Annotated in this window: 24 protein-coding genes and 1 riboswitch; of the genes, 17 read left to right on the forward strand and 7 right to left on the reverse strand. The window is 70.6% G+C overall.

Annotated features, from left to right (window positions below; translation table 11 throughout):
* Positions 1-26: 26 nt before the first annotated feature.
* From HH310_RS34765 to ribH, 5 genes are all read left to right on the forward strand, one after another.
* Entirely contained in the window at positions 27-1,034 is a 1,008-nt protein-coding gene (locus HH310_RS34765; RefSeq protein ID WP_169179976.1) for a response regulator, read from the forward strand.
* A gap of 93 nt (positions 1,035-1,127) precedes the next feature.
* Positions 1,128-1,306, forward strand: a riboswitch (FMN riboswitch).
* 132 nt (positions 1,307-1,438) lie between these two features.
* Positions 1,439-2,524, forward strand: coding sequence for a bifunctional diaminohydroxyphosphoribosylaminopyrimidine deaminase/5-amino-6-(5-phosphoribosylamino)uracil reductase RibD (ribD, locus tag HH310_RS34770; RefSeq protein WP_169179977.1), 1,086 nt, complete (start codon positions 1,439-1,441; stop codon positions 2,522-2,524).
* Positions 2,525-2,535: 11 nt separating this feature from the next.
* Positions 2,536-3,129 (forward strand): riboflavin synthase, encoded by a 594-nt coding sequence (locus tag HH310_RS34775; protein ID WP_169180015.1) that lies wholly within the window; start codon positions 2,536-2,538, stop codon positions 3,127-3,129.
* Entirely contained in the window at positions 3,129-4,334 is a 1,206-nt protein-coding gene (locus HH310_RS34780) for a bifunctional 3,4-dihydroxy-2-butanone-4-phosphate synthase/GTP cyclohydrolase II (RefSeq protein WP_169179978.1), read from the forward strand. The genes HH310_RS34775 and HH310_RS34780 overlap by 1 nt, the downstream gene beginning before the upstream one ends.
* A 43-nt stretch (positions 4,335-4,377) precedes the next feature.
* Complete coding sequence (gene ribH / locus HH310_RS34785) at positions 4,378-4,854, forward strand: 6,7-dimethyl-8-ribityllumazine synthase (protein ID WP_169179979.1); 477 nt, start codon at positions 4,378-4,380, stop codon at positions 4,852-4,854.
* A gap of 2 nt (positions 4,855-4,856) precedes the next feature.
* Here the strand turns inward: ribH and HH310_RS34790 are convergent, their stop codons facing one another.
* The 5 genes from HH310_RS34790 to HH310_RS34810 form a co-directional block, all read right to left on the reverse strand.
* On the reverse strand, positions 4,857-5,252 hold the full coding sequence (locus HH310_RS34790; protein ID WP_169179980.1) for a hypothetical protein: 396 nt from the start codon (positions 5,250-5,252) through the stop codon (positions 4,857-4,859).
* A gap of 20 nt (positions 5,253-5,272) precedes the next feature.
* Positions 5,273-5,734 (reverse strand): hypothetical protein, encoded by a 462-nt coding sequence (locus HH310_RS34795; RefSeq protein ID WP_169179981.1) that lies wholly within the window; start codon positions 5,732-5,734, stop codon positions 5,273-5,275.
* 121 nt (positions 5,735-5,855) lie between these two features.
* Positions 5,856-6,596, reverse strand: coding sequence for an amino acid ABC transporter ATP-binding protein (locus tag HH310_RS34800; RefSeq protein WP_169179982.1), 741 nt, complete (start codon positions 6,594-6,596; stop codon positions 5,856-5,858).
* The gene (locus tag HH310_RS34805) at positions 6,596-7,450 is read right to left on the reverse strand and encodes an amino acid ABC transporter permease (protein ID WP_169179983.1); all 855 of its coding nucleotides are present in this window, start codon (positions 7,448-7,450) and stop codon (positions 6,596-6,598) included. The genes HH310_RS34800 and HH310_RS34805 overlap by 1 nt, the downstream gene beginning before the upstream one ends.
* Entirely contained in the window at positions 7,447-8,316 is an 870-nt protein-coding gene (locus tag HH310_RS34810) for an ABC transporter substrate-binding protein (protein WP_169179984.1), read from the reverse strand. Before HH310_RS34810 ends, HH310_RS34805 begins: the two co-directional genes overlap by 4 nt.
* A 68-nt stretch (positions 8,317-8,384) precedes the next feature.
* Between HH310_RS34810 and HH310_RS34815 the strand changes: the two genes are divergently transcribed.
* The 11 genes from HH310_RS34815 (at position 8,385) to HH310_RS34865 (ending at position 17,364) form a co-directional block, all read left to right on the forward strand.
* The gene (locus HH310_RS34815; RefSeq protein WP_211192983.1) at positions 8,385-8,657 is read left to right on the forward strand and encodes a phosphoribosyl-ATP diphosphatase; all 273 of its coding nucleotides are present in this window, start codon (positions 8,385-8,387) and stop codon (positions 8,655-8,657) included.
* A gap of 39 nt (positions 8,658-8,696) precedes the next feature.
* Entirely contained in the window at positions 8,697-9,542 is an 846-nt protein-coding gene (gene hisG / locus HH310_RS34820; protein WP_169179986.1) for an ATP phosphoribosyltransferase, read from the forward strand.
* 4 nt (positions 9,543-9,546) lie between these two features.
* Positions 9,547-9,996, forward strand: coding sequence for a PH domain-containing protein (locus HH310_RS34825; protein WP_169179987.1), 450 nt, complete (start codon positions 9,547-9,549; stop codon positions 9,994-9,996).
* A gap of 300 nt (positions 9,997-10,296) precedes the next feature.
* Positions 10,297-10,908, forward strand: a complete 612-nt coding sequence (infC, locus tag HH310_RS34830) for a translation initiation factor IF-3 (RefSeq protein ID WP_169180016.1) — start codon at positions 10,297-10,299, stop codon at positions 10,906-10,908.
* Positions 10,909-10,961: 53 nt separating this feature from the next.
* Entirely contained in the window at positions 10,962-11,156 is a 195-nt protein-coding gene (gene rpmI / locus HH310_RS34835; protein WP_169179988.1) for a 50S ribosomal protein L35, read from the forward strand.
* A gap of 39 nt (positions 11,157-11,195) precedes the next feature.
* On the forward strand, positions 11,196-11,588 hold the full coding sequence (rplT, locus tag HH310_RS34840; protein WP_169179989.1) for a 50S ribosomal protein L20: 393 nt from the start codon (positions 11,196-11,198) through the stop codon (positions 11,586-11,588).
* 68 nt (positions 11,589-11,656) lie between these two features.
* The gene (locus HH310_RS34845) at positions 11,657-12,433 is read left to right on the forward strand and encodes an RNA methyltransferase (protein WP_169179990.1); all 777 of its coding nucleotides are present in this window, start codon (positions 11,657-11,659) and stop codon (positions 12,431-12,433) included.
* On the forward strand, positions 12,433-13,437 hold the full coding sequence (locus HH310_RS34850) for an alcohol dehydrogenase catalytic domain-containing protein (RefSeq protein WP_169179991.1): 1,005 nt from the start codon (positions 12,433-12,435) through the stop codon (positions 13,435-13,437). The genes HH310_RS34845 and HH310_RS34850 overlap by 1 nt, the downstream gene beginning before the upstream one ends.
* 163 nt (positions 13,438-13,600) lie before the next feature.
* The gene (locus HH310_RS34855) at positions 13,601-14,662 is read left to right on the forward strand and encodes a phenylalanine--tRNA ligase subunit alpha (RefSeq protein WP_169179992.1); all 1,062 of its coding nucleotides are present in this window, start codon (positions 13,601-13,603) and stop codon (positions 14,660-14,662) included.
* 3 nt (positions 14,663-14,665) lie between these two features.
* Positions 14,666-17,143 carry a phenylalanine--tRNA ligase subunit beta gene (gene pheT, locus HH310_RS34860; RefSeq protein ID WP_169179993.1) on the forward strand — a complete coding sequence of 826 codons (2,478 nt, stop codon included), beginning with the start codon at positions 14,666-14,668 and terminating at the stop codon, positions 17,141-17,143.
* 2 nt (positions 17,144-17,145) lie between these two features.
* The gene (locus HH310_RS34865; RefSeq protein ID WP_169179994.1) at positions 17,146-17,364 is read left to right on the forward strand and encodes a nuclear transport factor 2 family protein; all 219 of its coding nucleotides are present in this window, start codon (positions 17,146-17,148) and stop codon (positions 17,362-17,364) included.
* On the opposite strand, the gene HH310_RS34870 is transcribed toward HH310_RS34865, so the two are convergent.
* The gene (locus HH310_RS34870; protein ID WP_169179927.1) at positions 17,343-17,498 is read right to left on the reverse strand and encodes a hypothetical protein; all 156 of its coding nucleotides are present in this window, start codon (positions 17,496-17,498) and stop codon (positions 17,343-17,345) included. The two genes, HH310_RS34865 and HH310_RS34870, sit on opposite strands and share 22 nt — an antisense overlap.
* A 63-nt stretch (positions 17,499-17,561) precedes the next feature.
* Between HH310_RS34870 and HH310_RS34875 the strand changes: the two genes are divergently transcribed.
* On the forward strand, positions 17,562-18,215 hold the full coding sequence (locus HH310_RS34875) for a TetR/AcrR family transcriptional regulator (RefSeq protein WP_169179995.1): 654 nt from the start codon (positions 17,562-17,564) through the stop codon (positions 18,213-18,215).
* A 19-nt stretch (positions 18,216-18,234) separates the two neighbouring features.
* On the opposite strand, the gene HH310_RS34880 is transcribed toward HH310_RS34875, so the two are convergent.
* Positions 18,235-21,279: a DNRLRE domain-containing protein gene (locus HH310_RS34880; protein WP_169179996.1), complete on the reverse strand. Its 3,045-nt coding sequence runs from the start codon at positions 21,277-21,279 to the stop codon at positions 18,235-18,237.
* Positions 21,280-21,353: the final 74 nt, after the last annotated feature.

Here is a 21,353-nt window from a genome sequence, read left to right on the forward strand (position 1 = left end):
CAGCGCAGTCGAGGGGAAGGAGTCGCATGAGCACCGGGGTGATCCGGCATCGGCCCGATGAGCTTCCGTCCGAGCCCGACGATCGGCCCGATCTGATCCTGGTGGTCGACGACGACCAGGACATCGCCAGCTTCGTCGAGTTCAACCTCAAGGTCCACGGGTACGACGTGATCCGGGCCCGCGACGGCGAGGACGCTCTCGAGGTGATGGAGACCAACCGGCCCGACCTGGCCGTGGTCGACTGGATGATGCCCAACATGGACGGCGTCGAACTGACCCGCCGGCTGCGTGCCGAGCCACTCACCTCCGCCCTCCCGGTGATCATGCTGACCGCCAAGAGCATGACCGTGGACAAGGTGGTCGGCCTGACCGCCGGCGTCGACGACTACCTGGTCAAACCCTTCGACACCGCGGAGCTGATCGCCCGGGTCTCCTCGACGCTGCGGCGTAACAAGGAGTTCCGCGAGACGTCGCCGCTGACCGGTCTGCCCGGCAACTCGCGGGTCCGGCGCGAGATCTCCGACCGGATGAAGGCGGGCGGCGAATACTCGGTGGGCTACATCGACATCGACCGGTTCAAGAGCGTCAACGACGTGTACGGGTTCGACCGCGGCGACGAGTTCATCGGCGCGCTGGCCCGCAGCCTGCACAAGGCCGTGACGACCATCGGCCGGCCGTCGATCTTCCTGGGCCACATCGGCGGCGACGACTTCGTTTTCATCTGTACGCCCGAGCAGGTCCTGCCGCTGACCAAGCGCTGTGTGACCGACTTCGAGCAGGCGGCCGACCGGCTCTACGACGAGGGTGACGCCGCCCGGGGCTACATCGAGGTCCCGGACCGGCGCGGCAACAAAAACCGCGCCGCCCTGGTGACACTGTCGATCGGGGTGGCGCAAGCGACGGTCGAGGGCCGCCGGTTCACCGACCCGCGCATGGTGATCGCGGTGGCCTCGGAGATGAAGAAGGTCGCCAAATCCCAGCCCGGCTCGTACGTGGCGATCGACCGCCGTCGAAGTGCGGACGACCCTGAATAGTGATTGAGCTGGGCAAACCCCCGGGCTTGTGAGATACACCCCGCCGGGGGTGGCAAAGCGCGGCCTGCGTGCCAAACTGAAAGGCGACCCACCACGCGCTGGCGGGACTCGGTGAAATTCCGAACCGGCGGTGATCCGGCACGTAAGTGCTGGTAAGCCCGCGACCCGGCCGTCGAGCCATACGACGGACGGTGGACCTGGTGAGACCCCAGGGCCGACGGTTGATCAGGCGGTGACGCCCGGTCAGACAGTCCGGATGGGAGACAGCGCGTCGGAATCGAGAGGGTGCCGCGAGGCGTCTTCGCGATCGGGGTGCGCGACGCGTATCCCGATGTCCGATTCCCGGCGTTATTTCCCTTCTTTCTGCCCGCGTGTGTACGACACGTGTGCGAAGGGATGCGCCGATGATGACCGAGGACGAGGCGATGCGCCGCGCGATCGCGCTGGCCGCCCGGGGCCTCGGCACGACCAGTCCCAACCCGGTGGTCGGCTGCGTGCTGCTCGACGCCGAGGGAGACATGGCCGGCGAGGGGTTCCACGCCTACGCGGGCGGACCGCACGCCGAGATCGTCGCGCTCGCCCAGGCCGGCGAGCGGGCCCGCGGCGGCACCGCAGTGGTCACGTTGGAACCGTGCAATCACACCGGCCGCACCGGCCCCTGCAGCGAAGCGCTGATCAACGCCGGGGTGCGGCGCGTGGTGATCGCGGTCGACGACCCGACGCCGGTGGCCTCCGGCGGATCGGTCACGTTGCGCGCCGCCGGGGTCCAGGTCGAGACGGGCGTCCGCCGGCAGGACGCGCAGGAGGGCAACATCGCCTGGCTGACCGCGGTGCGCCGGGGCCGGCCGTTCGTGATCTGGAAGTTCGCCGCGACCCTGGACGGGCGCTCGGCCGCCGCCGACGGCACCAGCCAGTGGGTGACCTCGGCGATCGCCCGCACCGACGTGCACGCGCTGCGCAGCACGGTCGACGCGATCCTCGTCGGGGTGGGCACGGTGATCGCCGACGACCCGCAGCTGACCGTTCGGGACCTGCGGGACGGGACACTCGCGATCAAGCAGCCGTTGCGCGTGGTGGCCGACTCGGACGGGCGTACGCCGGCCAAAGCGCGCGTGCGCGACGCCGCCGCACCCACCTGGATCGTCACCGCGAAGGAGGTCGGCGCCGGCCCGGACCGCCGCGTCGACCTGAATGCCCTGCTCGTGGCCCTGTTCGGCAGGGGCATCCGATCCGTGCTGCTGGAGGGCGGGCCGACGCTGGCCGGCGCCTTCCTGGAGGCCGGCCTGGTCGACAAGGTGATCGGCTACGTCGCGCCGAAGTTGCTTGGCGCGGGACGGAACGCTTTGGTCGACGCCGGTGTTAGCACCGTCGGCGACGCCATCGAGCTGGATCTCACCGACATCGCGCAGATCGGCCCCGACCTGCGCTTCACCGCTTTCTTGCGGCAGAAGCCATCCGACCACCCCGCCCACCACCCATACACGGAATGAGGTTGCTGCTGATGTTCACCGGCATCATCGAAGAGCTGGGGGAGGTCGTCCGCCTCGACGAGGCGGGCGATGATGCGGCGGTGCTGGCCGTGCGCGGCCCGCTCGTCACCTCGGACGCCCGGCACGGCGACTCGATCTCGGTCAACGGCGTCTGCCTGACCGTCATCGACAACGTCGACGGCGTCTTCACCGCGGACGTGATGGGCGAGACGCTGCGCCGCTCGTCGCTGGGCGCGCTCGAAGAGGGCAGTCAGGTGAATCTGGAGCGCGCGGCCGCCCTGGGCAGCCGCCTCGGCGGGCACCTGGTGCAGGGGCACGTGGACGGGGTCGCGGAGATCATCGGCCGGGAGCCGGCGGCGCAGTGGGAGGTCGTGCGGTTCTCGCTGCCGCCCGCGCTGGCCCGCTACGTGGTGGAGAAGGGTTCGATCACGGTCGACGGCGTCTCGCTGACGGTGATGGCGGTCGACGACGAGTCGTTCAGCGTCGGCCTGATCCCGACCACCTCGAAGTCCACGGTGCTCGGCTCCAAGAACGTCGGCGACCCGGTGAACCTCGAAGTGGACATCGTCGCCAAGTACGTCGAGAAGATGGTGGGGGAACGCTGATGTTCGAGCACATCGAGCAGGCGATCAAGGACATCGCCGCCGGCAAGGCCGTGATCGTCGTCGACGACGAGGACCGCGAGAACGAGGGCGACCTGATCTTCGCGGCCGAGAAGGCCACGCCGGAGCTGGTCGCGTTCATGGTCCGCTACACGTCGGGCTACATCTGCGTGCCGCTCACCGCGGAGGAGGCCGACCGGCTGGACCTCCCGCCGATGTACCACACGAACCAGGACCGGCGGGGCACCGCGTACGCCGTGACGGTCGACGCCCGCGAGGGCATCGCCACCGGCATCTCGGCCACCGACCGGGCCCACACGATCCGGCTGCTGGCCGCCGCCGACACCAAGTCGAGCGACCTGTCGCGCCCCGGTCACGTGGTGCCGCTGCGCGCGAAGGCCGGCGGTGTGCTGCGCCGGCCGGGCCACACCGAGGCCGCCATCGACCTGTCCACGATGGCCGGGCTGCGACCGGCCGGTGTGCTCTGCGAGATGGTCAACGACGACGGCACCATGCAGCGCCGCGCCGACCTGGAGAAGTTCGCGCTCGACCACGACCTCACCCTGATCAGCATCGCCGACCTGGTGGCCTACCGCCGGCACCGGGAGACGCAGATCGAGCGCGTCGTCGAGACCCGGCTGCCCACCGAGCACGGCGAGTTCGCCGCGGTCGGGTACCGCGCGACGGTGGACGACGGCGAGCACGTGGCGCTGGTCTACGGCGACCTCGGCGACGGCGAGGACGTGCTGGTCCGGGTGCACTCGGAGTGCCTGACCGGGGACGTCTTCGGCTCGCTGCGCTGCGACTGCGGCCCGCAGCTCGACGCGGCCCTGGACCGGGTGGCGCAGGAGGGCCGGGGCGTCGTGCTCTACATGCGCGGTCACGAGGGCCGGGGCATCGGGCTGCTGCACAAGCTGCAGGCGTACCAGCTGCAGGACCGCGGCTTCGACACGGTGGACGCGAACCTCGAGCTGGGTCTGCCGGCCGACGCCCGCGACTACGGCACCGGCGCGCAGATCCTGTACGACCTGGGCGTGCGCTCGATGCGGCTGCTGACCAACAACCCGGCGAAGAGGGCCGGGCTCGAAGGCTACGGTCTGACCGTTCTGGGCCGCGAGGCGCTGCCGGTGCGCACCACCCCGGAGAACGTGCGTTACCTGCGTACCAAGCGGGACCGGATGGGCCACCTGTTCGAGGCGTTGGGCTGATTCTTCGCCTTTTGAGCGCGAAGATGGGAAAAAAGGGGGACACATGGCCGGCTTCGGTGATCCGCATTTGGAGACCGTCGACGCGGCCGGGCTACGGCTCGGCATCGTCGGCTCGCGCTGGCACCACGAGCTCGTCGATCACATGATCGAGCGGGCGAAGGCGGCGGCCGAGGCGTGCGGCGTACAGGAGGTCGTGGTCGCGCGGGTGGCGGGCTCGGTGGAACTGCCGATCGTCGCGCAGGCGCTGTCCCGCCGCTGCGACGCGGTGGTGGCGCTGGGCGTCGTGATCAAGGGCGAGACCGACCACTTCAAGTACGTGAACGACGCCGTCACCTCCGGGCTGACCCGGGTCTCCCTGGACGAGGAGACCCCGGTCGGGCACGGCGTGCTGACGGTGCAGAGCCTCGGGCAGGCGCGCGACCGCGCGGGCCTGGCGGACTCGGTCGAGGACAAGGGCTGGCAGGCCACCGTCGCGGTGCTGGACGCGGCCCTGGCGATCCGCGAGATCGCCAAGCCGTAGGGCTATTTCGCGAGTTTCACGGTGGCTTGCAACGGCGTCGAGAAGCAGTCGGTGCCGTTGCAGGCCACCGCTCGCATCGTGAGGGTGGCCTTGCCGCGCTCGAACGGCGCGCCGGTGACGTCGGCGGTCACCCGCTGCAGGTAGAGCAGGCCGGTGCCGGTGCAGGTGAGCTCGTCGGTCGCGGTGCCGTGAGCCTGCGGCTGGGCGACGTCGAGCGCGGTCGTGCCGGAGTAGCCGGCCGGGCAGTCGACCGCGTAGGCGACGTCGACGGCCGCGCCCTTGGCGACGAGCGTGGTGGTCAGGATCTGGATGGTCGCCGCCGGTGCGGCGGTGGCCGGCGCGGCCTGCGCCGCGACCAGGGCGACCACAATGGACAGTACGGGAACGACGCGGCGCATGCGGATTGCCTTTCGCTGGGTCAGACCGTGCCTTTGATGCGGATCGTCTCGTCGAACGGGATCACCGAGCAGCCGCCGCCGTCGCAGACGGTGCGCACCGTGCGCGACGTGGCCTGGCCCTTGATGAACAGCGCGCCCACCCGTTCCGCCTTGGGCCGCAGGATGATCTGCTGCTCGTCGCCGGTGCACGTGGCGTCCCCGCTGGCGGTGCCCTGGGCGATCCGGGTGCCGTTGGCCTCGGTGACCGTGACGGTGGTCAGCACGGTCGCGCCGGCCGGACAGGTGACGGCCAGCTCGACGCGGACCCGCTCACCGCCGTCCTTGAGCTTCACCGTGACGACCCGGGACGTGGAGGGGATGTCGGCCGCGCTGGCCGCCGGTGCCGCGAGCAGCCCGGCGATCAGTGGCGCGGCGGCGGCCGTGGCGGCGAGGAAGAGGGTGCGACGACGAGGCATGGCGGCGAAGAGGGTGCGACGAGGCATGGCGGTACCTCCCGTGGGCCGGGAGCCGCCCCCCGTGTGGCGGATTCACCCCCGTGCCCGCCGTTACACCCTGTCATTCATTGATCACGGTGAGCGCGCATCGGTCGGATATCCGACTCTCTCAAAGCCGCCCCGCCTCGATGATCCGCGCCAGGAACTGCCTGGTCCGGGCCTCGACCGGGTCGCCCAGCACCTGCGCCGGCGGCCCCTGCTCGAGCACCCGCCCCCGATCGAGGAACGCGACCCGATCGGCCACCTGCCGCGCGAACCCCATCTCGTGGGTGGCCAGCACCATCGTCATGCCCTCGGTCTTCAGCTCCCGGATCATGGTGAGCACCTCGCCGACCAGTTCCGGGTCGAGCGCCGAGGTGACCTCGTCCAGCAGCAGCAACCGCGGGCTGTTGACCAGCGCCCGTACGATCGCCACGCGCTGCTGCTGGCCGCCGGAGAGCCGGTCCGGGTAGCTGCCGGACTTGTCCGCCAGCCCGACCCGCGACAGCCACTCCATGGCCCGCTCCCGAGCCTCCGCCACCGGTCGCTTGTGCACTTTGGTCGGCGCGAGGGTGATGTTGTCGAGCACGGTCATGTGCGGAAACAGGTTGTACGACTGAAAGACCAGACCGATCTTCTGCCGTACGCGGTCCGCGTCGGCCCGGGGATCGGTGATGTCCTCGCCGTCCAGGGTGATCTGCCCGTCGCTGATCTCCTCGAGCAGGTTCACGCAGCGCAGCAGCGTCGACTTCCCGGATCCGGAGGCGCCGATCAGGGCCACCACCTCATGCTCGTCCACGGACAGGTCGAGCCCGTCGAGCACCACCGCGTCGCCGAACGTCTTGCGGACACCCGTGCAGGTCAGCAGCATCAGGTCCCCGCGTTCTGGCGACGGGCGGCGCGCAGCGTCACGAAGTCGGTGACCAGGATCAGCGGCAGCGCCAACAGGACGAACAGGACACCCGCCACCACGTACGGGGTGAAGTTGGCGGTCTGCGCGGTGGCGATCTGCGCGGCCCGGATCGCGTCGATGGGCCCGGCGAGCGAGATCAGCCCGACGTCCTTCTGCAGCGCCACCGTGTCGTTGAGCAGGGGCGGGGCCACCCGGCGTACGGCTTGGGGCAGCACCACGAACCGCATCGACTGCCGATAGCTGAGCCCGAGCGAGCGCGCCGCCGCCACCTGACTGGGATGCACCGACTCGATGCCGGCCCGGAAGACCTCGGCCAGGTACGCGCCGTAGGTCACCACAATCGCCGCGCCGCCCAGCACCGTGACGCTGGGCGTACCTTGCAGCCGCAGGCCGGGGACGCCGAACGCGAACAGGTAGATCACGATGATCAGGGGCAGGCCGCGGAACGAGTACGTGTAGACCGTTGCCAACGCGCGTACCGGGAAGAAGATCGGACCTCGCAGCGTCCGCAGAACCGCGACCAGCAGGCCCAGCGCGAGCGCGCAGAGCGCGCAGACCACCACCAGGCGGATGTTGAACCAGAGTCCCTGCAGGATCTCCGGGACGAACTCGCGCGCGATGTGCGGGTCGAAGAAGGACTGTTTGACCCGGTCCCAGCCGGGCGCGCCGGTGACCAGCACGCCGAGCAGCGTGCCGAGCACCGCGGTGGACAGGGCCGCGAGCAGCACGGACCGGATCGCCTTGCCGCGGCGGTAGGCGATCCGGCCGAGCTGAATGTCGCTGGGCCGGTATGTGGTGTCGGGGGAGCTCACTGCAGTTCGGGAGCCCCGCCGCTGCCCGCCAGCCAGGTCTTTTCCAGCACCGCGAGGGTGCCGTCCTGGCGCAGCTGATCGACAGCGGTGCTGACGCACGAGGTCAGCGGCGAGTCCTTGTCGAGCACCAGGCCGAACTGCTCGGGCACGCCCACCTGCGGCAGCTGCCCGACGATCACGCCGTCCTTGATCTCCGCCGAGGTCATGAAGAACGCGGTCGGCAGGTCCACCACGATGCCGTCGACGGTGCCGTTGACCAGCGCGGCCTTCGCGTCGTCGTTGTTGTTGTACACCTGCGGCTGCGCGGTCGGCTTGATCAGGTCGGTGATCGCCTGGTAGCTGGTCGTGCCGACCTGGGCGCCGAGCTTGGCGTTGCGGAGGTCGGCGATCGACTTGGCACCGGCGATCTTGGAGCCCTTCGTGGTGATCACGGCCTGCCGGACGAGGTAGTACGGCGACGAGAAGTCCACCGCGTTACGCCGATCGGGGGTGATCGAGAACTCGTTGATGTCGAAGTCGAACGTCTTCGGCCCCGGCGCGATCGCGTTGTTGAACGTCACTGAGGTCCACGTCACGTTCGCCGCCGGATAGCCCAGCCGCTGGGCGACCTGGTATGCCACGGCGGACTCGAATCCCTTGCCGTTGCTCGGCTTGTTGTCGCTGAACCACGGCTCGTACGCCGGGCTGTCGGTACCCACCGTGATCTTGCCGGGCGTCCGGGTCTGCAGGGCGCCGGCAGGGCAGACGTTCGCGGACGCGGACGCCGTGGTGCTCGGCGCGGCGGCCTCGTCGGCGGGGGCGCAGGCCGTGAGGGCGGCGAGCGCGAGAACGCCGCCGGCGGCGATGAGGGTGTTTCGGCTGACCATGTCGGGGAGCCTAGGGCACGTCCCACCTGCTGGGGTGGTTCGTCGTCATCCCGTGATGAGTTGCCACAATGGCGGCCGTGAAGACGTTCGAAGAGCTGTTCGCCGAGCTACAGGCCAAGGCGGTGGAGCGCCCGGAGGGTTCCGGCACCGTCGCGGCGCTGGATCGCGGAGTCCACTTCATCGGGAAGAAGGTCGTCGAGGAGGCGGCCGAGTCCTGGATGGCGGCCGAGCACGAGGGCCGCGAGCGGGCCGCGGAGGAGATCTCCCAGCTGCTCTACCAGGCTCAGGTGCTGATGATCGCGACCGGTCTCGACCTCAAGGACGTGTACCGACATCTGTGACATGCCTCTTTTGTCCTCAATTATCGTAAAGGAAGAGACATGTTGCGTATCGCCGTTCCGAACAAGGGGACCCTGTCCCAGCCCGCCTCGCAGATGCTGCGCGACGCCGGGTACCGCCAGCGCACCGACCCCAAGGACCTCGTCTGCCGTGACGAGGCGAACAACGTCGAGTTCTTCTACCTGCGCCCGCGCGACATCGCCACGTACGTCGGATCCGGCGACCTCGACCTCGGCATCACCGGCCGGGACCTGCTCGTCGACTCCGGGGTCCCGGCCGACGAACTGCTCGACCTGAACTTCGGCGGCGCCACGTTCCGCTGGGCCGCCCCGGCCGGCGCGCTGGCCTCGGCCGACGACATCGGCGGCCGGCGCATCGCCACCGCGTACCCCGGGGTGGTCGCGCGCTATCTGGCCGACCACGACCTCAAGGCCGACGTGGTGCGGCTGGACGGCGCGGTGGAGAACGCGGTGCGTCTGGGCGTCGCCGACCTGATCGCCGACGTGGTGGAGACCGGCGCGACGCTGCGTCAGGCCGGCCTGGTCACCGTGGGCGAGCCGCTGCTGCGTTCGTCGGCCGTGCTGATCGGCCGCGGCGGGGGCGAGGCCGGCAACGGTGTCGCCCAGCTCATCCGGCGTCTGCAGGGCGTGCTGGTGGCGCGCGGCTTCGTGATGCTCGCGTACGACGTACGGGCGGATCTGCTGGAAAGCGCGACGGCCCTGACGCCGGGCATCGAGTCGCCGACCGTCTCGCCGCTGCACCGCGAGGGGTGGGTGGCCGTGCAGGCGATGGTCGGGCGCGCCGAGGTGCACCGCGTCATGGACGAGTTGTACGAGCTGGGGGCCCGGGCCATCCTGGTCACCGACATCGCGAACGCCCGCCTGTAGTCTCATGGCTGTGGACGCTGTCACCTACCGCCCCCGGCGGGTCCGCTGGATCGCGATTCCGGCCGCCCTGGCTGTGGTGGTGCTGTTCACCGCGATCAGCTTCACGCTGCACGGCAACGGCGGCTTCGAGGACAAGGGCACGTTCCAGCGCGGCGACCAGACCGCGATGATCATCCTGGGCGTGCTCATCGGGCTGGGCATCGTGACGTTCTGCCGGCCCAAGGTGGTCGCCGACGCCCACCACATCAAGATCCGGAACGTCGTGGGCGGCTACGACCTGCCCTGGTCGGCGGTGCGGGCGGTGCGCTTCGACCGCAAGTCGCCGGTGGCCTCGCTGGAGCTGGACGACAACGAGCAGGTCGCCATGCACGCGCTGCAGGCGGTCGACAAGGACTACGCGGTCGACGCCGTCCGGCACCTGCGGGCCATGCATTCGGCCTCGGTCGAGGCCTGATAGACTCGGCGTAGTCGACCACGCCTACCGTCAGGTGGGCGCGAAAGAGGAGCCCGCTGGTTCCCACCCACGTCACTCTTCAGTGGCTGGGTCCGGTCACTCGATCTCGGGAATATCCGAGGCTCGGGGAGCGTCCTCTACTGGGCGCCGATGACCGGTCGAGCGGGCCCTGGCATGCGCCGGGGCCTTCTGCTTTCCCGTCGTCCTCTCCAGGGGCGGCCGGGGCCGACCGACATTGGCAGCGCGCGACCGCGGCTGGGGAGCCGCGGCAAGCGAAACAGTACGTTCTGAGGAGGCCCCATCAGCGTCGAACCACGCGTTAACGAACAGATCCGGGCACGTGAGGTCCGTCTGGTCGGTCCCGAGGGTGAGCAGGTCGGCATCGTCCCGCTCGAGCGCGCCCTCCAACTGGCCGCGGATGTCGATCTGGACCTGGTCGAGGTTGCTCCGATGGCGCGGCCGCCGGTGTGCAAGCTCATGGACTTCGGGAAGTTCAAGTACGAGAGCGCACTCAAGGCCCGCGAGGCACGGCGTAACCAGCAACAGACCGTCATCAAGGAAATGAAGCTGCGGCCGAAGATCGACCCGCACGACTACGAGACCAAAAAGGGTCACGTGGTGCGGTTCCTCAAGGCGGGCGACAAGGTCAAGGTGACGATCATGTTCCGCGGTCGTGAGCAGAGCCGGCCCGAGCTGGGCTTCCGGTTGCTGCGTCGACTCAGCGAGGAGATCTCGGAACTGGGCTTCGTGGAAGCCAGTCCGAAGCAGGACGGGCGCAACATGATCATGGTGCTGGCCCCGCACCGCGCAACCAAAGCCGCTGCCGTCGCGAGCAAGCCCGTGCGGGAGCAGCGTGAGGGCGATGGTGGCGGAGCTCCGCCGGCCGCTGCAGCCGACACCACCGCAGAGTAGTCAGCTTTTCCGCACGGCCCCCGGTCGTGCGGAAAGATCAGAAAGAGGCTCAAGTGCCGAAGTTCAAGCCCCACACCGGTATGGGCAAGCGTGTGAAGGTCACCGGCAAGGGCAAGATCGTCCGTGAGCAGGCGGGCAAGCGCCACCTGCTCGAGGGCAAGTCCTCCCACGTCACCCGCCGTATGACGGGAACCGTCGTCGTGGACAAGACCGACACCAAGCGCGTGAAGAAGCTTCTCGGCCGCTGACGCGAGGATCCAACAAGAACCCCTGCTAGGAGTACTGAAATGGCACGCGTCAAGCGTTCGGTGAACGCCCAGAAGAAGCGCCGCACGTTGCTCGAGACCGCGAGCGGATACCGCGGTCAGCGCTCCCGCCTTTATCGCAAGGCCAAGGAGCAGGTGCTGCACTCGATGCAGTACGCGTATCGCGACCGCCGTGACCGCAAGGGCGACTTCCGCCAGCTGTGGATCACGCGTATCAACGCGGCCGCCCGCGCGAACGGGATGACCTACAACCGTCTGATCCAGGGTCTTCGCCTGGCGGAGATTGAGGTCGACCGCAAGATCCTGGCCGACCTGGCCGTCAACGACGCCGCCGCCTTCGCGGCGATCGTCGAGGTCGCCCGGGCCGCCGTCCAGGCCGAGGGCACCGGCGGCGCGGCCGCTCAGGCCGCCTGAGCCTCGCGTCAACAAGCGCCTCCCGATTCTCTCGGGGGGCGCTTCGCTTTCCTCGTTTGGGGGGATTCTTGCTCTTCACACCGCGTACGCCCCGGGTGGTGGCCGCCCGCCGGCTGCAGCGCCGCCGGGACCGCGATCAGAGCCGCCGTTTCCTGGCCGAGGGCCCGCAGGCGGTCCGTGAGGCGTTGGCGGCCGGCGTGGTGGTCGAGCTGTTCGGCACGCCCGCGGCCCTGCAGCGCTACCCGGACCTGGCCGCCCTCGCGAGCGAGGTGTCGCCGGTGACCGACGAGGCGATCGCGGCGCTGGGCGAGACCGTGCAGCCGCAGGGCCTGGTCGCGGTGTGCGAGCAGGTGGACGTGCCGCTGGCGGACGCGCTGGCCAAGCACCCCCGGCTGGTCGCGGTCGCCGCCGAGATCCGCGACCCGGGCAACGCGGGCACCGTGCTGCGCACCGCGGACGCCGCCGGAGCGGGTGCCGTGGTGTTCGCGGGTGACTCGGTCGATCCGTACAACGGCAAATGCGTCCGCGCATCCGCCGGCTCGTTGTTTCATGTAGATGTGGTGCGTGCCCCGATCGATGTAGCCGACGACCTTCGCGCGTCCGGCCTCCAGGTTCTCGCGACGTCCGGCTACGGCGCCGACGACCTGGACTCCCTGCTCGACGACGGCGTGCTCGCCGCGCCGACCGCCTGGCTCTTCGGATCGGAGGCGCACGGCCTGCCCTCGCCGGTGCTGGACGCCGCCGACCGCCGGGTGCGGGTGCCGATCTACGGCGGCGCCGAGAGCCTCAACCTCGCGGCCGCGGCCGCCATTTGCCTGTACGCCTCCGCGAGAGCCCAACGCTGATGAGGGCCGTGGTGTACGACGCGGTCGGGGCCGTCCCGGAGATCCGCGAGATCGAGCCGCCCGCCTGCCCTAGCGACGGTGCCGTGATCGCGGTACGCGCCACCGGCGTCTGCCGCTCCGACTGGCACGCCTGGCGCGGCCACGACCCGGTGCCGCTGCCGCACGTGCCCGGCCACGAGTTCGCCGGCGTGATCGAGCAGCTCGGGCCGGCGGTGACCGGCTTCGCGGTCGGCGACCGGGTGACCGCGCCGTTCGTCAACGGGTGCGGCCGCTGCGCGTACTGCCTTTCGGGCTCGGCGCAGATCTGCCCGGACCAGACCCAGCCCGGCTTCACCCACCCCGGTTCCTTCGCCGAGCGGGTGGTGGTGCGGGCGGCGACCACCAATCTCGTACGCCTGCCCGACTCCATCGATTTCGTCAGCGCGGCGGCCCTGGGCTGCCGGTTCGCCACCGCGTTCCGGGCGCTGACCGGGCACGGACCGCTCGCCGGCGACGCCGTGGTCGCGGTGTACGGCTGCGGCGGCGTGGGCCTGTCCGCCATCATGATCGCCACCGCGCTGGGGCTGCGGGTGCTCGCCGTCGACCCGTCCCCGGCCGCGAACGCCCTGGCCGCCTCGCTGGGCGCGGTGATCGTCCACGAGATCGACGGCGAGGCGGACATCGCGATCGACGCGTACGGCTCGGCCGAGACCGCTTTCGCGTCGGTCCGCGCGCTGCGTCCCGGCGGCCGGCACGTGCAGGTCGGCCTGATGCTCGGCGCGGACAGCCGGGCGCCGCTGCCGTGGGACCTGGTGGTCGCGCGCGAGCTGCAGGTGGTCGGCTCGCACGGGATGGCCGCGGCCGACTACCCGCCGATGCTCGAGCTGGTCGCGTCCGGGCGATTATCGCCACGCCGGCTGGTCGGCTCGGAGATCCCGCTGGAAGCGCTGGGTGTGGCGCTCACGACGATGGATTCCCCCATCCCGGGGCACGCCGGGATAGTGGTCGGTGTGCACGAGAAGTGACGAGATATGCTTGGCGGCATGTCAGGACAGTTGTTTAGCCGGCCCGCTGGTCGCGGGCTGCGGGTCTGACACGTCCTGGACTCCCTTGACCGGCGGGCTGCGGCCCAGCCGCTCCTCCGTACACTGCCTGTGACTTACCCGGTGTGAGGGAGTTCGCTCGACCATGTCCTACCGCAACGATCCTTATGATCCGAAGCAGGCCGCCCTGCTCGACCCGGCCGCGCTCGACGACGCCGTGTCCGCGGCACGCAGCGCCTTCGCCGAGGCCGCCGACCTGGACGCGCTCGGCGCGCTGAAGCCGCAGCACCTGGGCGACCGCTCACCGATCTCGCTGGCCCGCCGCGAGATCGGCTCGCTGCCGCCGGCCGCCAAGTCCGACGCCGGCAAGCGTGTCAACATCGCCCGCCAGGCCGTGCAGGGCGCGTTCGACGAGCGGCACGCCGCGCTCGAGGTCGAGCGCGCCGAGCGGGTCCTGGTCGACGAGCGGGTCGACGTCACCCTGCCGTGGGACCGCCGCCCGCGCGGCGCCCGGCACCCCATCACCACGCTGATGGAGCAGATGGGCGACATGTTCACCGGCATGGGCTACGACGTGGTCGAGGGCCCCGAACTGGAGCTCGAGTGGGCAAACTTCGACGCGCTCAACATCGGTCCGGACAACCCGGTGCGCGGCTCGATGGACACGTTCTACGTCGACCTGCCCGGCCTGGTGATGCGCACGCACACCTCGCCCGGCCAGGTGCGCTCGATGCTCACCCGCAAGCCGCCCATCTACGTGGTGGTGCCCGGCCGCGTCTACCGCTCGGACGAGCTGGACGCCACCCACAGCCCGGTCTTCCACCAGCTGGAGGGCCTGGTCGTGGACGAGGGCATCACGATGGCCCACCTGCGCGGCACGCTCGACCACTTCGCGCGGGCGATGTTCGGGCCGGACGCGCGCACCCGCTGGCGGCCGCACTACTTCCCGTTCACCGAGCCGTCCGCCGAGTTCGACGTGTGGTTCGCGCAGCACCGCGACGGCCCGCGCTGGGTCGAGTGGGGCGGCTGCGGCATGGTCAACCCGAGGGTGCTGGTCGCCTGCGGCATCGACCCGGACAGATATTCCGGCTTCGCGTTCGGCATGGGCGTGGACCGCACCCTGATGTTCCGCAACGGCGTCGGCGACATGCGTGACCTGGTCGAGGGTGACGTGCGATTCTCCGCGAACTTCGGAATGGAGGTCTGAGGCGTGAAGACAACGCTCTCCTGGCTGCGCGACTACGTCGAGCTGCCCGCCGATCTCACCACCGCGCAGCTCGACGAGGCGCTGACCAACCTCGGCATCGAGGTCGAGTCGATCGTCGACCAGGCCGCCACGGTCAAGGGCGATCTCGTCGTCGGCCGGGTGCTCACCATCGAGGAGCTGACCGGCTTCAAGAAGCCGATCCGGTTCACCACCGTCGACGTCGGCAAGGCGGTGCCGCAGGAGATCGTCTGCGGCGCCCGCAACTTCGTCGAGGGCGATCTGGTCGCGGTGATCCTGCCGGGCGGCGAGTTGCCCGGCGGCTTCAAGATCGGCGCCCGGAAGACGTACGGGCGCAACTCCAACGGCATGATCTGCTCGGCGCGCGAGCTGGGTCTCGGCGACGACCACGACGGCATCGTCGTGCTGCCGGCCGGTGTGGCGCAGCCGGGCCAGGACGCCCGCCCGGTGGTCGGCCTCGACGACGTGCTGCTCGACGTGGAGATCACCCCGGACCGCGGATACCAGATGAGCCTGCGCGGCCTGGCCCGCGAGCTGTCGTACGCGTTCGACGCCGCCTACACCGACCCGGCCCGCATCGAGGCGCCGGGCGCGACGGCCGACGCGCCGTACGGCGTGACCGTCGAGGACACCGTGGGCTGCGACCGGTTCTCGGCGCGCGTGGTGCGCGGCATCGACCCGCACGTCCCGTCGCCCGAGTGGATGCAGCGCCGGCTGGTCGCGGCCGGCATCCGGACCATCTCGCTGCCCGTCGACATCACGAACTACCTGATGCTCGAACTGGGCCAGCCGATGCACGTCTTCGACGCGGACCGCGTCCAGGGCGACCTGGTGGTCCGCCGGGCCAAGCCGGGCGAGAAGCTGACCACCCTGGACGGCGTGGCCCGCGTGCTCGACGCCGAAGACATGGTGATCTGCGACGACACCGGCCCGGTCTCGCTGGCCGCGGTCATGGGCGGCGAGACCAGCGAGTGGCAGCCGGACACGGTCGACGTCCTGCTCGAGGCCGCCCACTGGGACCCGGTGATGGTCGGGCGCACCGCCCGCCGGCACAAGCTGTTCAGCGAGGCCGCCAAGCGCTGGGAGCGCGGCGTCGACCCCTCGGTGACCCTGGCCGCGCTGGAACGCGCCGTGCGGATCCTCACCTCGCACGCCGGCGGCACCGTCGACGAGCGGGTGCTCGACATCGACCACGTGACCGCGCCGGCGCGCATCCTGCTGGACCCGGCGCTGCCCGCCCAGCGGATCGGCGTGTCGTACCCCGCCGACCGGGTGGCCGAGCTGCTCGGCCGGGTCGGCTGCGCGGTGGCCGGGACGACCCCGCTGGAGGTCACCCCGCCGACCTGGCGGCCCGACCTGCTCGCCCCGATCGACCTGGTCGAGGAGGTCGCGCGCCTCGGCGGGTACAACGACATCCCGAGCATCCTGCCGCCGGCCCGCGGCGGCCAGGGCAGCACGCCCGCGCAGCGGCGCCGCCGCATGGTCGGCCGGGCGCTGGCCGAGAACGGGTACGTCGAGGTGCTGTCCTACCCGTTCATGACGCCCGGGGCGGCGGACGCGCTCGGCTACCCCGCGGACGACCCGCGGCGCAGCGCGGTCCGGCTGACCAACCCGCTGTCCGAGGAGGAGCCGCTGCTGCGCACGTCGCTGCTGCCGCCGATGCTCGCCACGCTCAAGCGCAACCTCTCCCGCGGGCTGCGCGACCTGGCCCTGTACGAGATCGGCACGGTGTTCCTACCGCACCTGACGGCGACCGCGCCGCCCGTGATGGGCGTCGACCGTCGTCCGTCTCAGGAGGAGTGGCAGGCGGCCAACGCGATCGTGCCGGATCAGCCGTGGCACGTGGCGGCCGCGATCGCCGGCGACATCGAGCCGTCCGGCTGGTGGGGTCCGGGCCGTGCGGGTTCGTGGGCGGACGCGGTCGAGGCGGCGCGGATGGCACTGTCCGCGGCGGGGATGACCGACGACCGGGTGACGGTGTCGGCCGCTGCGCTCGCGCCGTGGCATCCGGGGCGATGCGCGGCCATCGCGGTCGACGGTGTCGTGGTCGGCTACGCCGGTGAGCTGCACCCGGCCGTGGTGTCGGCGTGGGAGCTGCCGAGGCGTACGGCGGTCATGGAACTTGATCTGAATGCCGTGCCCGACGCGCCGGTCACGCTGGGCCGCAAGCTCTCGTCGTTCCCGCCGGCGCTGATCGACGTGGCGCTGGAACTGGACCGCACGGTGCCGGCCGCCTCGGTGCGGGAAGCGTTGATCGAGGGCGCGGGGGAGTTGCTGGAGTCGATCTCGCTGTTCGACGTGTACGAGTCGGACCAGCTCGGCGCCGGCAAGAAGTCGCTGGCGTACAAGCTGACGTTCCGCGCGCCGGACCGGACGTTGACGTCGGACGAGGCCCTCGCGGCCCGGGACGCGGCGGTCGCGGCGGTGGCGTCCCGCTATGGAGCGACGCTGCGCGGGGCCTAGCCGTGGACCGCATCGTCGCGGAGGTCATCGATGCCGCTGCCCGGGACGACCGGGCGGCGCTCATCGCGTTGCTGCATCCGTACCTGCACTGGACCGAGGCGGGCCGGACGCTGCGCGGGCGCAATAACGTGTTCGCCCGCCTGGAGGCCGGCCCGCCGCTGACGGCGCCGGCCTCCTACGAGCTGCGGGACGGGCAGGTCTACCGCTGGAACGCCGGCTGAAGCGCGCGGCGGCGTGCGAACAGCGGCACCAGGTTCAGCACCAGGCCGGCCAGCGCGACGCCGGCGACCAGGTTCAGCCCCGGGTGGAACTCGGTGAAGTCGGCGCCGACGACGCCGATCACCGCGGTGGTCACGGCCGGACGCCATGGGTGTCGGAGTGCAACCGGTCGTGCTATCTATGACGGGTGAGCTTGCGCGTGGCGACAACCAACGAATCTGACGTTTCGCGGCAAAAGACGCGTCGCGTTCGGGAAGACGGCGTCCGCAGCCGCCGGGCGATTCTCGACGCGGCCGCCCGGCTGGCCACCGTCGAGGGGCTGGCGGGCCTGTCGATCGCGCGGCTGGCGGACAAGGCGGGCATCAGCAAGAGCGGCCTGTTCGCCCACTTCGGCTCGAAGGAGGAGCTGCAGCTCGCGACCATCGACGCGGCACGGGAGATCTACCAGCGTGAGATCTTCGACCCGGCCCTGGACGAGCCGGACCCGCTCGCGCGGCTGAAAGCCCTGTGCGAGCGCTTCCTGGCGATGGTGGGCGGCGACCTGTTCCCGGGCGGTTGCTTCTTCTCCTCCGTCAACGCCGAGTTCGACACCCGGCCGGGCCCGGTGCTGGACCGCCTGATCGAGCTCGACGACGAGTGGGTGGCGTTACTGGCCGGCCAGGTCGAGGCCGCGCGCGCGGCGGGTCAGCTGTCCCCGACGGTCGACCCGGAGCAGGTGGCTTTCGACCTGAACGCTTTCCTGCACGCCGCGAACGAGCAGTTCGTGCTGCGTCGCGACCGGGCGCAGCTGGACCGGGCGCGCCACAGCATCGACGCCTATCTCGCGGTTCTGACCGCCGGGGCGGACCGGTGAGGCCCACCCCGGCGGGTTCCTAAGCGAAGGTCTTCACCGTCGACCAGTTGACGGTGAGGACGATCTTCACGAACGGGTTCGTGTTGGTGGCCGACGGGTAGTAGACGCGCGTCTGGCCGTCCTCGAAACGCGCCCACATGTCCGGGATCCGGTCGTTGTTCACGTCCGGGATCGCGATGATCGCGGTGACGTGCGCCGGCGTCCAGCTTGTCCCGTACGACGTGTCGGTGCCCTGGCGGGAGGCGGCCGCGGTCTTGAGGGAGTCGAGGCTCACGCTGCCCGCGACCGCTCCCGGCTTGCCGTGCCGGATGTTCATGACGCCGGTGGCCAGGATCCGGTACAGCAGGTCGGGCGTGCCGTCCAGGTCGATGTCCGCGACGTTGACCAGCTCCTGGGCGGTGAGCGCCCACGCGGTGCCCTCCATCAGCGTCGCTTCCTTGAAGCTGGCGCCGGTGTAGCCGGACAGGATCCAGAACGCCGTCCCCGCCTGCACCGCCAGATCGGGCAGCTTGTCGCCGGTGATGTCGCCGATCGCCTTGATCTTCGTCCAGGTGGACGGCGCCGGGGCGTTCGACGGCAGGAAGATCTTCAGGCGCTGGTCCACGTTGAAGCTGCCGTACCCGTCGCCCGGGTACAGCCAGACGCTGCCGTCGTAGTGCCGGACGAACAGGTCGGTGATCCCGTCTCCCGGGTACGCGTCGCCGTACTTCGCGATCAGCGAGGTCTTCCCGGTCGCCGGGTCGAACCAGTGCCCCTTCGGGTCCAGCGCGCCGCCCTCGGAGTACGAGGCGGACAGACAGCTGTACAACTCGCCGCCGGTGTCGCCCACGCAGTTACGCAGGTCGCCGTCCGCGTTCACGTAGATCAGGTCGGGGATGCCGTCGCCGCCGGTGTCACCCGGACCGTCGCCGGTGCTGCTCGGCGGCACGTAGAACGTGTAGTTCGTGGTCGGGCTGGGGTTCCCGACGGCGTCGTAGGCGATCACCTGCAGTCCGTTGGGGCCGGAGTGCCGCGGTTTGAGGTCCGGCACGATCGCCACTCCGTTGGTGGCGGTCACCGAGGTGCTGCCGACCCCCTCGAAGGAGTAGGTGAACCGCGTCGCGCCGGCCGACTCGAAGGTGGCCGGTCCGGTCGCTCCGAACTTGACCGTGGCCCAGGTCGCCCCGTCCGGGGTGGCCTCCTTGAACACGTCGCTGGTGACGTCCGGGGCCGGTGGCGCGGACGCGTCCACGGTGATGCGGCACGGCTGGGTGCCGGTGGGGAAGAAGTCGGACACGGCGCTGCTGGAGTCCTCGGCCCGGACGTCCCAGTTGTAGCTGACCTTGTCGGTCAGTGAGGTCGTCGGGATCGTGAGGCTGGCCCAGCCGGCGCTGTCCGGGGTGACCAGGGTGCCGGCCGGCACCGCGGCGGTCGTCGCCCAGAACCGGAAGCGCAGCTTCGACAGGTTCTTGTCCGGGTCGGTGGCCTTGGCCTTGAGCACGATGTTGGTCTTGGCGAGCGTGCGGGTGGCCGGCGCGATGACGCAGGCGCCACCGGGCGTGGTGGTGCCGTCGGTGGGCTGCGCGGGCGGCCGGTTGTAGTCCACCTCGAGGGTGGCGGTGCTGGCCTGGAACTTGCGCCAGGTCAGCGTGTCGCCTTCGGAACTGGCGCGCAGGCCGAGGGTGATGCTGGTCGACCCGGCGTCGGCGGCGCGCTGTGCGGCGTCCATGACGTTGAACGAGACGTACGCGTCGGCGCAGGAGCTGTTGTAGCCGTGCGCGAAGGACAGTTTCTGCTGCAGGTAGCTCCAGGCGGGCTGCTTGTTCCAGGTGTTGCCGGTGGAGATGGCGCCGGTCTGGTACAGCTGCATCTCCCGGGTGGTGCACGACCAGGAGTGGTTGTTCAGCACCTTGAAATCGGCGTCGCTCACCTTGGCACCCTTGATGTTCGCGTACGCCATGCGCCAGAACGAGCGGGCCGTCACGCCGGTCTCGTCCTCGTGGCCGACCCGCGCGTCGGTGGTGCCGCCGTTGTACCCGGTGCCGTTCATGAAGTTGCTGTTCGGGTGCGACTTGCTGACGAACAGCCAGGCCTGCTCGCCGGCGTTGATCGTCGGGTCCAGGAACAGCGGGAAGCGGACCGCCGGGTCGCGCAGCAGGCCGGCGGCGTCGAGCGAGAGGCGGACGTGCCCGTTGCCGTCGCCGTCGAGCGTGGTGGGCATCGGCGCCTGGCGGCTGCCCGGCTCGGCGCCGGCCAGACCGGAGAGCTTCAGGACGTCGGCGCTGGTGGCGACCGACGTGCGTGGCGTCTCGGGGGATTCGGGATCGCGGCCGCTCGCGTCCCAGGCCATCGGCGTCGGAATCGAGCCGATCTCGGTGCCCGCGGCGTCGTAGATGTGGACGCCGCCGGTGGTGGCATCGCGGCGGAAGACCGCGCCGTCGGCACTCAAGCCGTAGGAGAGTGTCCGGTCCGCGGCGGCCTGCGCGTTCTTGACGATCAGGAGCTGGCCGAAGCCGCCCTCCTCGCGGACGGTGGTGAGCAGGTCCACGCCGGGGCGGACCTCGGGGTAGAGCGCGCGGGAGCCGTCGAGCACCGGCGCGGGCAGCTTCCCGGGCCAGGTGTAGGTGATCGTGTGGCCGCCGGCGTCCACCTCGGCCAGGACGCTTTCGTCCTTCTCGCTGCCGGCCGAGAAGCGGACCGGGGTGTACGGGTTGACCGGGCGGATGGTCCCGTCGACCGGCCGTAGCGTGTTGTCGATCGGCTGCCAGCGGCCGTCGGCGGTCCGCGCCCGCTGCGGGACGGCGTGGAACTCGCTGTGCAACTGGCCGTCCGGACGTGCCCAGGTCCGCGAGGTGGCGGTCGTCTCGGTGTCGACGAGCACCTGCTTGCCGGTGCGCGACGCCTCGGCCATCGCGGTGGCCAGATCCTTCACGGCGACGATCGGGGTGGCCCGCACCGGATTTCGGTCCGGTATGGACCTGTCGTCCGGCCACCACGCGACGGAGGCGGCGGTGACGGAGGCGGCCAGCAGGAGGCCCAGGGCGTAGGTCAGCCGGGTGCGGCTGAGCAGGCGAGGCGCGGTCACGGCGGTCTACTCCCATGGGGACCAGGCGGAATCGGACAGAGAGCGCGCACACGATCGCATACGGACAGTCATCG

Origin of the sequence: Actinoplanes sp. TBRC 11911, assembly GCF_012933445.1 — a bacterium.
Classification (GTDB): domain Bacteria; phylum Actinomycetota; class Actinomycetes; order Mycobacteriales; family Micromonosporaceae; genus Actinoplanes.